We start from the raw sequence: 17,758 nt of genomic DNA, 5'->3' as shown, positions 1-17,758 counted from the left end.
AATTTTGGTTATTCATTTTATTTTAAATAAAGCCATCCTGAGGTTTTAGCCGAACCATCTCCGAGATCAAGGATGTAGAAATAGGTTCCTTCTGGAAGCACTTTCGCAGATCCATCTGCTTTTCCATCCCAAGTATTATTATATCCTTTTTTATTGTAAATTAAATTCCCCCAACGGTTAAATATCTGAAGGCGATTATCAGGATATTGTGATATACAATCGATATAAAAAGTATCATTTTGTCCGTCGTCATTTGGAGAAAACTCATTGTAAATTTTCAGGCAATTAGGAGAAATCGTTGCAGTATCCTGATTGTTTGACGGATTGGTATCTATCTGATCCATTTTTATTAAACTTACCGTATTTAGATAATCTTTAAAGTCTAATACTTTTACATTAATTGTCAATGTTTGAGAACTTCCTGCGTTTACGCTTGGTATTGTCCAGATTCCTGTTGAACTATTATATGCTCCCGATGTTACAGTAAAACTAGTTAATGAATATCCTTTTGGGAGAATGTCTTGTACCTCAACATTTGTAGCTGTTAAACCACCAAGATTTTCTGCTGTGATCGTGAAGATTACCTCGCTGCCCATAGGAACATCTGTTTTATCAACTTCTTTATTTATTGCAATATCAGTTGAAGGAATGTTTATGAATTCCGAATCTTCGTCGTCTTCGCTTTGATCTCCATTGTCGTTATTTGGTTTACTATCTGGATCAAACTGATTACTAGCTGTAACCTGAGCAATATTTTGATAATCGAAGCTATCAAGTCCATGCGGATTCTCGACTGTTACCTGATACGTTAGCGTTATTCCGCCAACAGGCACGGTTAAATTCACCCATTTTATGATGCTTTTGCTAAATACTCCTCCGTTATTGATATTGGTAATATGGGATAATCCTATAGGAATCATATCTTCTACAGCAACTCCTGTAGCTGTACTCGGCCCATCGTTGTTTAGTTGTATGGTATAAGTTACGACTTCATTTACATTTGCATTTTTATTGCTGACTGTTTTCTCTAAACTTAAATCGGCAACAGCTACTTTAATTTGTAAACTATCATAATCATCTTCTGTTATAACTCCGTTATTTGGTGTAGAGTCAGGATCAGGCAGGTTACTAGCAATAATTTCGGTTGTATTTGTGTATTCATTAGCAACTCCTGTCGGAGGGTTTACTTTAGTATATATATCAAGAGATTGTGTAGTACCATTAGCAACTATTCCTGTATTCCAAACTCCTGTAATATAGTCGTAAAGACCACTTGTAGGACTGCTGGTTGTATACTCAAAACCAGGCGGTAATAAATCTTTAACTAATACGCCAGTTGCATCTGCCGGACCATCATTGGTAACAGTAACTGTAAAAATAACTTGTGAACCCACATCATGAGTAGCATCTTGATTTAATGCTATTTTACTAATAGATAAATCGGCCATAACAATTACTGGTGTTACTGATATGCTATCATAATCATCTTCTGTAGTAACTCCATTACCTGGTGTACTATCTGGATCTAATTGATCTGAAGTCATTATCTCGGCAGTATTAAGATATTCATCTGTAGCTCCAGTTGGATTTTTTACATAAACATTAATTAATAAAGTATGGCTATTACCAGACAGAATCGTTCCTGGCGACCATATTCCGTTAACGCGATTATAACTTCCAGAGGTTACATTATAGAATACAAAATCATATCCTGAAGGCAAAATATCTTTTATTGTTACACCAGTTGCAGTACTCGGTCCTGAATTGGTTACTGTTACCGAAAAAGTAATTAGAGACCCTACATTAGGCGTAAGGGTATTATTAACGACTTTTTTATCTATCGAAAGATCTGCAACAGCGGAAACTGGAGTAAGTACGAGTGTAGAAATATCATCTTCGTTAGGATCATTATTATTTGGGGTACTATCCGGATCTAATACATTTGAAGCGTAAACCTCGGCCGTGTTAGTATAATTACCGGTAGTATTTACTTTTACAGTAACAAATAAAGAGGCAGAAGTACCACTAGAAACAGATCCTATATCCCAAATTCCAGTTGTATTAAGATATTGTCCCACTGTTGAGCTGTAGGTGATATATTGATATCCGCTTGGCAATAAGTCTATTACTTTTACACCAGTTGCCGTTTGTGGACCGCTATTACTTACCGTAATTTCAAAAGTAACTGTTGAGTCGAATACAGGACTTAAATTGCTTCCTAAAACAGTTTTTACAAGAGATAAATCGGCCATGGGACTAGTAGGAGTAACTACGGCTGTTGCATAATCATCTTCGGTTACAACACCATTATTTGGAGTTGAATTTGGATCTGGCAAACTACTTGCCGTTACTTCAGCGACATTTACATAATTGCCTGTTGCATTTACAATGGCAGTAATTTGTAGCGTTTGTGAATCTCCATTTATCAAAGATCCAATATTCCATTTTCCGTTAGTCTTATTATAAGTTCCTTTAGTAGCTGTAAAACTGCTGTAAGTATATCCAGAAGGTAATAAATCAGTTACTTCAACTCCTGTAGCATTCTGAGGGCCACTATTAGTTATTATTACTTCAAATACAACTTGATTACCAATCAACTGATTTAACTTATCTACAGTTTTAGTTAAAGATAAATTTGCAGCCTGATTTATTGGAATCGTAGTTGCTGTTGCATAATCATCTTCTGTAGTAACTCCGTTATTCGGGGTAGAATTTGGGTCAGGAAGACCAGCCGCAGTTACCTCAGTACTATTTATATAATTGCCTGTTAGGTTTACAGTTCCTGTTATTTGTAGGGTTTCTGATTTTCCGTTAATTAAATTCCCAACAATCCATAGCCCTGTTACAGGATTGTAAGTTCCTGTAGAAACTGTAAATCCGTTATAAGTATATCCTGAAGGTAATAAATCGGTTACCTGAACCCCAGTATTATCTTGCGGACCATTATTGGTCACTACAACACTAAATGTTACTTGTGAGCCAACTAAAGGCGTTGGATTATTAACTGATTTGGTCAATGATAAATCCGAAGCTTGATTAGTTGGTGTAATCGTTGCTGTTGCATAATCATCTTCTGTAGTAACTCCGTTATTTGGGATAGAATTAGGGTCGGGAAGACTTGCCGCAGTTACCTCAGCAATATTCAGATAATCACCTGTTGTATTTACAGTTCCTGTAATCTGTAGGGTTTCAGATTTTCCATTGATAAGATTACCAACCGTCCATAAGCCTGTTGTAGAATTGTAAGTTCCTGTAGAAACTGTAAATCCGTTATAAGTATATCCTGAAGGTAATAAATCGGTTACCTGAACACCAGTATTATCTTGCGGACCATTATTGGTCACTACAACACTAAATGTTACTTGTGAGCCAACTAAAGGCGTTGGATTATTAACTGATTTGGTCAATGATAAATCTGAAGCTTGATTAGTTGGTGTAATCGTTGCTGTTGCATAATCATCTTCTGTAGTAACTCCGTTATTCGGGGTAGAATTAGGATCGGAAAGACCTGCTGCAGTTACCTCGGCAATATTCATGTAATCGCCTGTTAGGTTTACAGTTCCAGTAATCTGTAAGGTTTCTGATTTTCCATTGATAAGATTACCAACTGTCCATAATCCTGTTGTAGAATTGTAAGTTCCTGTAGAAACTGTAAATCCGTTATACACATATCCATCTGGAAGTAAATCGGTAACCTGAACTCCAGTATTATCTTGCGGACCGTTATTGGTTACTACAACACTAAATGTTACTTGTGAGCCAACTAATGGTGTTGGACTATTAACTGATTTGGTTAAAGATAAATCTGAAGCTTGATTCGTTGGTGTAATCGTTGCTGTTGCATAATCATCTTCTGTAGTAACTCCGTTATTTGGGGTAGAATTAGGGTCAGGAAGACTTGCTGCAGTTACCTCAGCAATATTTAAATAATTTCCTGTAGCATTTACAGTCCCTGTTATTTGCAGCGTTTCTGATTCTCCATCGATTAAATTACCAATTACCCATAATCCTGTTACAGGGTTGTAAGTTCCTGTAGAAACTGTAAATGCGTTGTAAGTATATCCATCCGGAAGCAAATCGGTTACCTGAACACCTGTATCGTTTTGCGGGCCATTATTGGTCACTACAACTTTAAAAGTAACTTGCGCCCCAACTAAAGGTGTTGGATTATCAACCGATTTGGTTAATGATAAATCGGTATAAGGCTGAATAGGGGTAATAAATACACTATCTTCATCATCTTCAGTCTGATTACCATCATCATTATTTGGTGTACTATCAGGATCGGGTAAATCACTGGCTGTAACCTGAGTTATGTTTAAGTAAGTACCTGTAGGCAATACTTTTGCATCAAGAATAAGAGATTCTGAAACTCCTGTATCGATACTACCTACATTCCAAAAACCTGTACTTTCATCATAAAGTCCAGCAGATGAACTATAATTTATAAATTCATAACCAGATGGCAACAAATCTTGTACCTGAACGCCTGTTGCATTGTTTGGTCCGCTGTTGGTAATAATAAGTTCAAAAGAAATCTGAGTTCCTATAAAAGGACTTGAATTCCCTGCAACTACATTTTTAATCAAAGACAAATCTGCAGATGGACCAATAAAGATAATTTTTGCATTGGCTTCATCATCTTCACTCTGATCGCCATCGTCATTATTTGGTGTACTATCAGGATCAAGTAAATCACTTGCTGTTACCTGAGCCGTATTTAAATAATTGCCTGTAGGATTTACAGTTGCTTTAAATGTCAAATTTGTAGAAGCACCGTTAGCCAATACTAAGTTTTTCCATTCGAGTTTTGCACTTGCTACTTCATATAATCCACCATTAGATACTGATCCCGGAACTAAAGTATAACCAACCGGAATAACATCTTGTATGTTTACTCCAGTAGCATTTCCTGGACCTTTATTTACGAGAGTGAGGGTGAAATCTACTACATCGCCAGCAGCAGCACTTGTAGGCAATACTGTTTTGCTAAGTTCTAAATCTGCCAGTTTTAAAGTTATTGCGGCATCATCCATATCGTCCTCAGGGAGTCCGTTACCCGGAGTACTGTCAGGATCTAATTGTCGGGCAGTTTGAATCTCGGCAATATTTATATAATTGGCAGAGGTTGCCACATTAACCTTTGCCGTAATTTGAAGCGAAATAGAATTCCCATTATTAAGATTTCCAACATTCCAGATACCTGTAGTATTATTATATTTACCAGCACCATTATCGCTCACATAAGTATATCCTGGGGGTAATTTATCCAGAACAGTTATTCCGCTGCCATTATTAGGGCCGCTATTGATAACACTTATAGTAAATATTACATTGTCATTGATACTCACTACTGAAGGTGATACTGATTTGGTAAGCGATAAATCGACAATATCTAGTATTATAGCTGCTTTATCCTGATCGTCTTCTGATGGGATATGATTATTTGGTGTACTATCCGGATCAAATTGATTTGAAGCAACAATCTCGGCAACATTTACATAAGATCCTGTTGAATTAATAGTAGCTTGAAAAATTAAGTTTAATCTGCCTCCGTTAGGAACCATTAGATTAGACCATAAAATTGTATTATCACCAATATTATATTGCCCAGCAAGATTAACAGAACCCGGGACTATAGTATAACCTGTAGGAAGGAAATCCCGAACAGCTACACCAGTTGCATCGACTGTACCACCCAATGAGTTGTTATTAAAAACCTGAATATTAAAGGTTACAATATCACCTGCGCTTCCTTTACCAGGTGTAACTGATTTTGTTAATTCTAAATCAGCAACAGCAAGAATAGTTATGGTAACAGTATCTATAGAAACAGCACAATTGCCATTAGTTACTGTCCATTGTAAAACATAAGTTCCTGAGATAGTTCCAGCAATAGCAGTTGTTGGAGATGTTTTATCATCAAACCCAATAACTGTTGGGCCAGAAACCTGACTCCAAACTCCTGTTCCTACTGTTGGTGGAACAGCATTTAGATTTACTGGCGAAAATTGCGGAATTGTCTGGTCTGGTCCAGCATTAGCCGTTGAAGGCAATTGATATATCGTAACTTTAACAGAATCCTGAGAAATACATCCATTTAAATTAAGAGTTGTAACAGTCCATAAGAATTCATACGTTCCGGGAATCAATCCTAACATTAAAGATTTTTCATTATTTGGCGATGCAATATTGGCTGTATTAGGGCCACCAGGTACTTGTGTCCAAGTTCCTAAACCTGAAGTTACAGCCACTGCATTCATAGTAGCAAGACTAACATCGCATAACTCTTGATCGGGTCCTGCGTTTGCTATAGAAGGGGGGATATCATTAAAAGTTATTTGAACAGTATCTGAGGTAGGCTGGCATAAAGACGGATTGCTAAATGGGCCATTTGTTACTGTCCATGTTAAGATATACGTTCCTAATGTAGTTATATTAGATAATGTTGTTACGGGGCTATTTGGACTGTCGATTACTACGTCTCCTCCGGATGGATCGTCGGTAGGGCTTGCAAAAGACCAAGTTCCGATACCTACTGTTGGTGGAACCGCGGCAGTTTTATACGTTGTTTGGCAAGCAGCTGTATCATCAGGACCTACATTTGCTGTACTTGGCACAGCATTCATCTCTATTCTTACAATATCTGATAAGGTACGGCAACTATTGCTTTCGAATACCCACTCTAAGATATAAAGTCCGGGAACAGTTAAACCTGAAACTGTACTATTGGGAGCATTAGGAGTATCAATAACGGCAACACTTCCTGAAGGCTGAAAAGCAAAACGCCACTGGGCTAAAGAAACATCAGGAGGTGGAGTATTCCCATTTAAAGATGTAATTCCTCCAACATCCTGAATACATAAAATTTGATCTGCTCCAGCATTAGGATCAACACTAGCTCCACTAAAAATATCAATATTTACTGAATCTGATGATCCGGGACAAACCGAACTATCTGGATAAGTAACAGGATCGGTCATATAAGTAAAAACATAACTGTTTCCGGGTACAACAGTAGCATTGGCAATATAACTGTCAGGTGGAGATTGCGTAATAATTACATCATTTACGTTTCCGGTTGTACTAGTAAGAACCCATGTTCCTGTCGAATTATTATTTCCTATAAGTTGTATACTGCTTACATCACAAAAGGACTGATCTGGTCCAGCATTGGCTGCAGGAGCAACTACAACAGTCATATCATCAAAACTACCAGTACATAGATAAATATTTTTTGCCAAAATAGTCCATCTAAAAATATAAGTACCAGCAACAAGTCCATTAATTACAGTGTTTGGATTTGATGGATTTAGAATATTTGGTTGATTAGGAGCTCCAGAGAGTAAAGTCCATTGTCCGCTTTCAAAAAAATCATCATAATTATTTCCAACCATAGTAACACTCGTGTTACTACAAATATATTGATCTGGTCCTGCTACGGCAGTATGAGGAGGAATCCCGATTGATACGGTTACATCATCAAAGGCAACACCACAAACATCTGCATTTATAGTCCATCTAAAAATATAATAACCGCTGTAAGTAAAAGTAAATACAGCATTTGGGTCATGTTCATCGCTTATGCTATAATTTCCAGCACCCGAAATTCTTGTCCAGGTTCCAATTCCGCCACTACTGGCTGTTGCAGCCATGGTAATGGTGTTACCGCATATTTCCTGATCAGGTCCTGCATTTGCTGCTGGAGGAGTATTTGCTATAGTTACAGAAACGCTGTTTTTGTTGGGTTCGCATAGTCCGCTTACCGTTTCAATAGACCATGTAAAAACATAAGTCCCATTTCCGGGAACTGTCACCATCGTATTAGGATCATTTGGATCAGCGATTACAACTCCTGTCGTAGGAGTTACAGTCCAGGTTCCAGATTCTGATAGCGTAGGCGTATTACCTCCTAGATTAAAAGTACTTGTACCAGAAGGATAACAAGCATCTGGGCCTGCATCAGAGTTTGACGCAGCTTGAGAGCTATTTGTAGTAATTGTAACTGTATCAGAAATAGATGCACTACAGGATGGACCAGGATGAAGATAAGATATCGTCCATTGAAATACATATGCAGATGAAACTGTAGCAAAACCTGTAGCAACAGCATTTGGATCATTAAGACTAGAAAATATAACTATATTAGGCCCACCTATCTGAATCCATTCTCCAATTTCACCACTTTGTGGGGGTGAACCAGCCATAGTGACTTGAGAGCTAGCACACACAATTTGATCAGGCCCCGCATCAATTGTTCCAAGAGCACTTGCAGAAACATATATTGTTACTGAGGCTACAGAAAAACCACATGTTGCACCACCACCTTTTGTTATATATTGAAAGACATATGTTCCGGGAATAAGTCCGCTTATTTGTGTATCGACAGCAAAAACATCTGCAATAGTTGCGGTATTAGGACCACTTAACTGACTCCAAAAATGCATTCCATCATCTGTTACCACTCCAGATAACATTGCTGTGGTATCACCACAAGGCAAACTTACGTCAGAACCAGCGTTAGAAGGTGTTGGAGCTCCAGAAACCAGGATAGTCAGCGTGTCAAATCCGAAATCACAATTAACAGGAGATCCATTTTGGCTCCTGATAAATTCAACACTATAATCTCCAGATGAGGTTAGGGTTAAGGTTAAAGAATTCCCAATATCTTGTAACGCAGTTGGGAATGGGCCTAACGGAGAACCACTTGGGCCACTTACAATCCTGTACTGATTTACGCCAGTTCCTGTAACTGCAAGAGGAATGGTAAATACGGTTGCATTACAACTACCCACCATATCTTCACCATTATTAGCCAAAATGGTTCTTGTTGCGCCATTATATTGTACATTATAATCTTTGGTAAAAACACAACCTGTATTATTATTGGTTAGTGTATATCTAAAAGTATAAGGATTTCCTGCACTTGATATATTAGTCACCAATGTTGTAGAATTAGTTGGCGAAACAATGACAGCACCAGGATCTCCTGCAATCTGTGTCCACTGTACAGTTTCACCAGTATACAAAGGTGTTTGTGCTATAAGTGTAACCTGAGTAATACTATTATTACAGAAGTATATATTTTCATCTCCGCCCGGCAAAGTAGTTACATTTTGCGTTGCAGCAGGAACAGTAATCGTAACCAAATCATTTCCAGACGCACAGGATCCTGTAACAGACCATCTAAAAGTATAGATTCCCTGAACAAGATTAGATATCTGAGTTTTATTTGAGTTTGGACTATCAATAGTAGGAGTATTAGGACCACTTACAAATGTCCATACACCTGCTTGCCCATTTATATTACATCCTCCGTAAGAACCTGTAAGATCTGTAGTTTGTGTAGTAGTGTAACAATTGCTCAGGATTTGATCTGCACCCGCAGTAACGGGAGTAACTCCACCATAATTAGTCACTGTAATTTGCGATGTAGTTCGGCATCGTTGCCCTGGCGAATATTCCGGTCCTTCTATAACCCACTCAAGCGTACTGGTACCACAACTAGTTTGAGGTAACGTAATGGTTGATGTAGGTAGGTTTGGAAAATTAATTACAACTCCAGCACTATTAGCACCAACTATATCCCAAAATCCTGTTTCTCCAGGATTTTTTGGTGCATTTGCCATAATCGTAAGTGTTCCGTTACTATTAGGGCAGCTTGATATATTATTACCAGCGTTAGCAATCGTGATTGGTTGCACATTAACAACTTTATCCTGATAGGTTGCAATTCCGTCAGCGCAAGTGGCGCTATACCTAAAAATATAAGTGTTACCACCTGTGTAACCACCAACAGTTGTTGTGGGGCTATTAGGAGAATCTATAACTACAGTGGGGCCCGATATTTGAGTCCATAACACATTTCCTGTAATAGGAGATGGTGTGTTTCCGGCAAGGATTAAATCGTCTGTTGCACATATAGTGACATTAAGTACACCTGCGTTTACAGAACAGTTTTGTCCATAAGACCTCGTAGTAAAAGAAACAATTACAAGTGAAATAAAAAGTAGTTTCCTGAAAAAAAACTTAAATAGTATAGATTGTTCCATAGACATTCTGGATTGAAAGGTGGACATGAACAATTTATTAAACCACGGCAACTTAAAATTTTAATACTGCTAAAATTTCAAAAAAAGGGGGTAAAAGAATATGTGGTCTCTCAAAATTAATTAAATATAACTTTGAGATATTTATTTATATGTTTCATATTATAACATGAAACATGAATAATACCATTGCTTAAATGTTATTATTTATATAATACAGAAAAAAATAAGTAAGAATACCAGACTGGGTTAGCTTTTTTTGAAAATTTATAATCAAAGTACTATTTCGATTATTTTATTGAAGAGAAAAACAAAAAAATCAATTTAGAGAAAATTATTGCTGTAAAACGGAAATAATGCATAAAAAAAGCCCAAATTGGAGGGATTTGGGCTTTTAAACTAACACCAAAACACTTTAGTATAAAGGTGTAGTCGATTTTTTTTAAATTTTATTCTTTTTTATAAGGACATTCCGAAGCTGCCCCAGAAGATTTAATTTTATTAGAGTTAAATTGCTCCTCGATTAAACGTCTTTGATCCTCAGAAACATCTTCTATTTTGCGAAGCGTATTTACTTGTATATGTGGCCAGCTGGTAGTACCTCCGTCATCTCCAAAATGAAATTCGAATAATATAACTTGTTCATATTGCAACTGAAGAATTTCTTTTCCGTCTTCTACAACCGTTTCTACCCACATTTGCATATTCATTTCGACAGTAGGCGCAAAACGATTCACAAACGGAACATTTAATATCCCACCCTGAGCACCCGTTTTATTTTTAGATGACATCTGGATGTGTACATGATTTATTATATCTTCTCCTTTGTTGGAATCACGAAGGCGTAAATCAGGTCTTACTGAATAAGGATATAAATGATGTGCAAGTATTCGTTGTGTGTATATTTTATTCTCTCTGGGGTCATTATCCGCGTTAAGTTCCTCAAATACCCAAGCAGGAGGAGCTGCATCAAGATTTATAGGCTCTTTTTTAGCATCAGCTCCACCCATAGTTTTCGAGATAGAAAGATGATCAAAGTCCCAAGCATCAAAACCTTCAGGAAATTTTGGAGCACCAGTATTTAGACCGCTAGGTCCAGTTTGAACTAAATCTCCCAATAAAGTTATAGTACTACCATGCGGAATCACTCCGCTACGAGAAATAGAATAATCAGGTATAAAATAAGGGCCTCTTTGACCATCTCCCGGTTTAAGTTCTTTCGCTGGGATAATTTCAGAATATTCTCGTCCGTTTAAATTTTCCTGAGTTACATATTCTTTACTACCTAAAGGCAAATAAAGAGTTTCATCTTTGTATCCACTTTTATATAAATCTTTATTCTTGTCATCTGGATCTATAGGGTGCAAACCACGATCCTCTTTGATAGATTTTTCGGTAGCCGCATAGTTAAATATATCACTAAGCCATAAATACATACCGTTCTCCTCATGAATTGGAGTGTATTTCAGCTTGGTATCGTTTGGTACTTTATTTACGCTTTTAATACTTTGTTCATATTTAACAGCGCCACAAAATTGTTCATTTACGCCACCGCGATTACGAACTCCACCATCTATTAAATCAAATGTTAGTTTTTCTATATATTCCTCACATTCAAAACTATATTTCCCGGGAATACTACCTAAATTTGTACCTGGCGAAGGCATAATAGTAGTATGGATTCCAGTTCCAATTAATTTTTTTTTACTTGAGTCATTATTGCTATTATAGCTTACCCAGGTACCTTCTAATACTTTTAAAACACCATATTTTACATCATCTACTATATCCTGTAAATTACTTTCATGAAAGGCTCTGATTGGATCGTTAATTTGAACTTTTTCATATCCAAACATCAAATCATACAAAATGTCTTTCTTATTCTTTTCAGCAGATTTTAATAATGCGTCGTTTCCTTCTTCTGTCAAATATGAAGATGCCTGGAACAAATCATTACCTTCTTCGGGGGCTTTACGTTTAAACATAATATTATTATTTTTTAAAGTTAATAGACTATTTATTAAAAAGTTACCCATGCATTATAGTACGCATCTAAAGACATCTTCATTAAACAAGCCTCAATAATGCTTTAACTTTTTTCGAAAATTATATTCTACAATGATAGAATTAAATTTCAAAAACCAACTAGGTATTTTTACTCGTTTTTCAATAAATACTCAACATTCATACAGATATAGAAAAAAACAGAATTACTAATAAATGAAATATACCAATAGAGAAAGAGGTCTATTATTTAGTTATAAAAGGCAAAATTTAGTCATGCCATTTATTTATATTTGAAGTGCTAATGCAGTAGCAGAAACTGAGATATAATTTTTTTTAAACTATTTTTTTCCTGTTAAAAAAATTTAGAATAAAATTTCTGTTCTTTGTACCTAAAGGTTTATTAAAAAAATAAGCCTGTCAGACTTAGCTATAACTGTAATGTGCCATATTATTTTGGCGATTAGGTTAAGACTATGATCATATTTACGTTATGGACAACAGAAAGTTTATATTAAGTTTAAAAAAAGGGAATGAAGCATCTTTCAAGGAGGCTTATCTTAATTACTATGATAAACTGATAAACATAGCCAGACGATTTAATTTTACAGTACTTACCCCACAAGACTTTGTTCAGGAAACTTTTTTAAGATTATATAATAAAAGAGAATTGCTTAATGAAGATGTTCTGTTTGATAAACAACTGTTTACAATATGCAAGAACATCATTATTAATCATGTTAATCGAGAAAATAAAATAATTCAACTTGATACTTTACCATTACAAGTTGAAGAAGAGGATACAGAAACAATAATTTTTGAAGAAAGAAAAGAAAAACTTTATAATTTCATAAATCTTCTTCCGGAACAACAACAAAAAATATACACTTTACACAAACTGGAAAACCTTAGTTATAAGGAGATTGCAGAAATGACGGATCTTTCTGAAAAGACCATTGCCAATCATATTTATCTTGCCAGTAAATTTATTCGAAAAAAAATAGAAGAGCATTAGGAACTTTTATGTTCTCGTTTGTTATAGATATAAACGGAAACATAAAATGCGTACTGAATCTTATAAAACAGATGTTAAAACCAAGGAAGAAGCAAGCTTTATTGTAGTCCTCCTGCAGTTTATCATTTCTGATTGTATAATGAATTTTGATTTGGATAATAGTGACCATATTCTAAAAATCGAAACCAACAGAGATATTAAAGAAATGGTTTATGGTGTTTTTAATAAACAAGGATTTTATTGTCAAAAACTTTAACGCACAAAAGATATGGACGAAAAGAAATTAGAAGAGGAATTAAAAAAATTATGGGACGAAACTCCCATTGCACATTCCGATACTGAAAAAGAGAATTCTTGGGAAGAATTTCAATTAAAGGCATTCCCATCCCAAAAACAAAAAAATAAACCATGGCGCTATTATGCAGCAGCGGCAGTTTTAATTTTTGCTCTTATCGGGACTGGATTATACTTTACTAATGATCCAATAAGTAATAATATTGAAATTGTAGAAAATACAATTGAAAATACTACTTCTATAATCAAAATTATTGACTTACCAGATAGTACAAAAGTAGAATTGAGTCCGAATTCTAAAATCATGTATGCCAGTAATTTTGCTATCAATAGAAAAGTAGAAATAAATGGAGAAGCTTATTTTAAAGTAAAAAAAGATAAAAAACATCCTTTTCAGGTGTTTTGTAACGAAACTACAACTACAGTATTAGGTACCGCTTTTACAGTTAAAGGATATCCTCAAAAAGAAGTGGCAGTAGAACTTTATGAAGGAAGTGTTAAGATGAGTGTGAAAAACCAAGACAAAAAATGGATACTGAAACCTGGAGATAAATTTATCTACGGGAACGAAACTGCTTCAGTAACAGAATTTAACAGGTTTACGGATTTCGAGAATGAAAAACTCAGTGTTATAAGCACTTATATCGAGTCTAATTATGGTTACAAAGTGATTATTCCGAAAGAATATTATGACCAACGAATTACTGTGCGAATAAATAAAAAGGAAGATTTAAAAACAATTGTTCTATTAATATCAGAAATGTATAACCTAAACTATGAAGTAAATGAAAAATTAAAACAGATTACTTTTCAATAGAAAAGAAAAGGATGCACTAGCCGCGAAACTAAACATCCTTCCTTAGTCAAGATAGTATAAAACTATCCATTTAATAATATTCAAAAATACAAAAATTCATGAAGCATATAATTTCAACATGCTTTTTTTTATTCAGTTGGACTATGTTCTCTCAAAACATAACCGTAACTGTAGATCAAACTGTAACATTAAAAGAGTTTTTTAAGCAAATTGAGAGTCAGACAGATTACAAATTTGCCTTTACAGATCAGATTAATATGAGCCAAAAATATTTTACCCAAAAAAAGGCTTATACTAATATCGAAATAAAACAACTTATAAATGAGCTTAACAAAAGTGGTTCAATCCACTTTTCGATCGTAGGTAATAATATTTTTGTAAAACAAAAAGTTACAAAAGGGGCCAAAAAGAATAAACTAACAGGGCAGGTTCTTGATCAAAATAGAGAACCTGTTATTGGGGCAAACGTATTTGTTGAAGAAATAGAAATAGGCGCTACAACCGATAAAAACGGAAAATATTCTTTAGACTTAGATAACGGAATTTACACTATTTTGGTGAGTTATGTGGGGTTTAAGAATAAAAAAAAACAAATTACGGTTTCTCAGGATGCAAAAAATGATTTCAGCATAGAGTCAGACAGTCAAGAGTTGGAGCAGGTAATTATAAGAACCAACAAAGCGGTTGATGTTAGAAACACCCAAATGAGTGTAAATAAGCTTTCGATGGCTGAGATTAAAAGATTACCGACTGCTATGGGCGAACCAGATCCTTTAAAATCATTATTGACGTTACCCGGAGTTACAAATGCCGGAGAAGCCTCATCGGGTTTTAATGTTCGTGGAGGTGCTGCCGATCAGAATTTGATTCTTTTAGATGGCGCTCCAGTATACGGTGACTCTCATATGTTTGGGTTTTTCTCTATTTTTAATGCTGATGTTGTTAGCGGATTAGATTTATACAAAGGAGGGATTCCGTCTAAATTTGGAGGACGCGTTTCCTCAGTTCTTGATGTAAGTCAGCAAACAGGAGATCTTAATGAGTATAAAGTAAATGGAGGTATTGGTCTTATATCGAGCCGACTTTTAGTACAAGGTCCTATAAAAAAAGATGTTGGTTCGTTTATTATTGCCGGACGTGCTTCGTATGCGCATTTATTTTTAAAACTCACTGATATTAAGAGTAGTGTCATGTTTTATGATATCAATGCCAAGTTAAATTATCGTTTGGGGGCAAATAATACAATTGCTTTTTCTGGTTATCTGGGAAATGATTTGTTTGATATTAACAATTTTTTCGCCAGTACATACGGTAATACTATGGGAACAGTTAGCTGGAAACATAAATTTTCGGAAAAGTTAAATACCAATCTTTCTGCTTTTTACAGTGATTATAAGTTTAATCTGCAAATACCATTTCAGAAATTTGAATGGGATAGTAAAATAACCAATTACGGGGTAAAATATAACTGGAATCACACCATATCAGAAAATTTTAAACTTAATTACGGTATTGATGCTTTATATTATGATTTTAATCCAGGAACTGTAAAGCCGTTTGGTCTTAATTCGGGATATAATTATAATCAATTAGATAAAAAATATGCTTTAGAAACGTCTGCCTATCTTGATGTAGAACATCAGGTTACAGAAAAGTTGAATCTTCGTTACGGACTTCGTTATAGTTCATTTTATCGTTTAGGTGGCGAAAGTATCAGTACGTATGAAAATGATCAAGCAGTAGTATATAATCCGTTATATCATATATATGAAGAAGCAACACCAACTGGAAGCAAGTATTACGGAAAAGGACAAACCATTAGCAGTTTTAATAATTTAGAACCACGATTGGCACTATCATACGCTTTTAATGATGAAACTTCTGTAAAGGCAAGCTACAACAGGATGGCGCAATATATTCATATGTTGTCTAATACCCGTGCTCCGTTGCCTATGACTATCTGGACACCAAGCGGACCTTTTACAAAACCACAAATGCTGGATCAATATGCAGTAGGATATTTCAAAAATTTTAAAGAACGGGAGTATTCTTTTGAAGGAGAATTATTTTATAAAAAAATTAAAAACCGTATTGATTACATTGATGGTGCAAATCTATTGGGTAATAATAATATTGAGCAGGATATCCTGAACGGAGAAGCCAGATCTTATGGTATGGAGTTATTATTCAGAAAAAATACGGGTCGTTTTACAGGATGGGTTTCTTATACTTTGTCTAAAGCTGAACAAAAAACTCCAGGAAGAACACCACAAGAACCGGGTATTGCTAATGGTGAATGGTATTTATCAGGATATGATAAATTGCATAATTTAAATATTACGGCAAATTATGATTTAAGCCCAAAATGGTCTTTTAATGCTAATTTCACCTTGCAATCAGGTCAGCCGGTAACATACCCAAACGGTTATTATGAATTTGGAGGAAGAAATGTGCCTAATTATACGTTGAGAAATGCCAACAGACTTCCTGCATATCACCATTTGGATATTGGTGCAACCTATACTCCTAAACCAGATAAAAAGAAAGGATGGCAAAGCTATTGGGTATTTAGTATTTATAATCTTTATAATAGGCAAAATGCTGCATCGATGATGTTTTCACAGAATAATAATACGGGAACGAATGAGTCCAGACAACTGTCTATTTACGGATTAGTACCTGGTGTTTCTTATAATTTTAAATTTTAATAATATGCTAAGATTAAAAAAATACAACCTTAAAAGCAAAACAGTTACTTTATTTAGTCTTCTTTTTGTTTTACTTTTTTTATCCTGTGATAAGGTTGTTGAACTTGATTTAGAAATTGGTCCTCCCAGAATAGTTATAGATGCTGAGATAGTTTGGGAAAAAGGAACCAGCGGTAGCGAACAGACAATAAAAATAAGCCGAATGGCTCCTTATTACAGTGCTGTTGTACCAAAGGTTTCAGGAGCACATGTAAGAGTTGAGAATAGTGAAGGAACTATTTTTACATTCAACGAGTCAGCGCCGGGTTTATATACCTGTACTAATTTTGTACCCGTGATTAATATGGAATATAAATTATTTGTAGAGGTTGATGGACAAAGTTTAACAGCTACTGAAAAATTAATTGCTGTACCGCCAATAGACAAGATAGATCAGGAATTTATGCCCGATATAACAGGACCTGATCTTATTGTGGTAACATTTTATTACAAAGACCCAGCAGACCAGACCAATTATTATCTTACAGATTACAAAAGTGATCTCCTTGCTTTTCCAGAATACACATCAACAAGTGATGAATTTGTTAATGGGAATGTAATAGACGAAAAATTTTCTGACGCAGATCTTAAACCGGGAAAAGTTCTTGATATAACACATCGTGGGATTTCTAAAAACTTTTATAATTATATGAATTTAATTTTAGAGGTAACAAATTCAAACCCTTTTGGTGCAGCACCAGGTAATATTAGGGGTAATGTTATAAACACAACTGACACTAATAATTTTGCATTGGGTTACTTCAGACTTTGTGAAACAAATCATATTATTTATACCGTAAAATAAGAATTTAATTGAAGGTTGATTTGTAAA

The 17,758-nt window shown here is 35.2% G+C and carries 7 protein-coding genes; 5 read left to right on the top strand and 2 right to left on the bottom strand.

Going from position 1 to position 17,758, the window contains the following annotated elements:
- Positions 1 to 17: 17 nt before the first annotated feature.
- Positions 18 to 10,079: a gliding motility-associated C-terminal domain-containing protein gene (locus OA93_RS05115; RefSeq protein ID WP_240474668.1), complete on the bottom strand. Its 10,062-nt coding sequence runs from the start codon at positions 10,077 to 10,079 to the stop codon at positions 18 to 20.
- A 419-nt stretch (positions 10,080 to 10,498) separates the two neighbouring features.
- Positions 10,499 to 12,034: a peroxidase, FMP-type gene (locus OA93_RS05110; RefSeq protein ID WP_039112162.1), complete on the bottom strand. Its 1,536-nt coding sequence runs from the start codon at positions 12,032 to 12,034 to the stop codon at positions 10,499 to 10,501.
- 512 nt (positions 12,035 to 12,546) lie between these two features.
- On the opposite strand from OA93_RS05110, the gene OA93_RS05105 reads away from it, so the two are divergent.
- From OA93_RS05105 to OA93_RS05085, 5 genes are all read left to right on the top strand, one after another.
- Complete coding sequence (locus tag OA93_RS05105; RefSeq protein WP_039112058.1) at positions 12,547 to 13,068, top strand: sigma-70 family RNA polymerase sigma factor; 522 nt, start codon at positions 12,547 to 12,549, stop codon at positions 13,066 to 13,068.
- A 46-nt stretch (positions 13,069 to 13,114) separates the two neighbouring features.
- Entirely contained in the window at positions 13,115 to 13,324 is a 210-nt protein-coding gene (locus OA93_RS05100) for a hypothetical protein (RefSeq protein WP_039112057.1), read from the top strand.
- A gap of 12 nt (positions 13,325 to 13,336) precedes the next feature.
- Positions 13,337 to 14,179: a FecR family protein gene (locus tag OA93_RS05095; protein ID WP_039112056.1), complete on the top strand. Its 843-nt coding sequence runs from the start codon at positions 13,337 to 13,339 to the stop codon at positions 14,177 to 14,179.
- 98 nt (positions 14,180 to 14,277) lie between these two features.
- A complete protein-coding gene (locus tag OA93_RS05090) occupies positions 14,278 to 16,887 on the top strand; it encodes a TonB-dependent receptor (protein ID WP_039112055.1) in 2,610 nt (869 codons plus the stop codon).
- A gap of 4 nt (positions 16,888 to 16,891) precedes the next feature.
- Positions 16,892 to 17,731 carry a DUF4249 domain-containing protein gene (locus tag OA93_RS05085; RefSeq protein ID WP_039112161.1) on the top strand — a complete coding sequence of 280 codons (840 nt, stop codon included), beginning with the start codon at positions 16,892 to 16,894 and terminating at the stop codon, positions 17,729 to 17,731.
- Positions 17,732 to 17,758 lie beyond the last annotated feature (27 nt).

The organism is Flavobacterium sp. KMS (assembly GCF_000813005.1).
Classification (GTDB): Bacteria; Bacteroidota; Bacteroidia; order Flavobacteriales; family Flavobacteriaceae; genus Flavobacterium.
Note: the sequence above shows the minus strand (reverse complement) of the source record. Positions and strands in the feature narration are given on the sequence as shown.

Coding starts and splice junctions, on each gene's coding strand:
- OA93_RS05095 (WP_039112056.1), top strand. CDS start 13,337: ATGGACGAAAAGAAATTAGAAGAGGAATTAAAAAAATTATGGGACGAA.
- OA93_RS05110 (WP_039112162.1), bottom strand. CDS start 12,034: ATGTTTAAACGTAAAGCCCCCGAAGAAGGTAATGATTTGTTCCAGGCA.
- OA93_RS05090 (WP_039112055.1), top strand. CDS start 14,278: ATGAAGCATATAATTTCAACATGCTTTTTTTTATTCAGTTGGACTATG.
- OA93_RS05115 (WP_240474668.1), bottom strand. CDS start 10,079: ATGTCCACCTTTCAATCCAGAATGTCTATGGAACAATCTATACTATTT.
- OA93_RS05105 (WP_039112058.1), top strand. CDS start 12,547: ATGGACAACAGAAAGTTTATATTAAGTTTAAAAAAAGGGAATGAAGCA.
- OA93_RS05085 (WP_039112161.1), top strand. CDS start 16,892: ATGCTAAGATTAAAAAAATACAACCTTAAAAGCAAAACAGTTACTTTA.
- OA93_RS05100 (WP_039112057.1), top strand. CDS start 13,115: ATGCGTACTGAATCTTATAAAACAGATGTTAAAACCAAGGAAGAAGCA.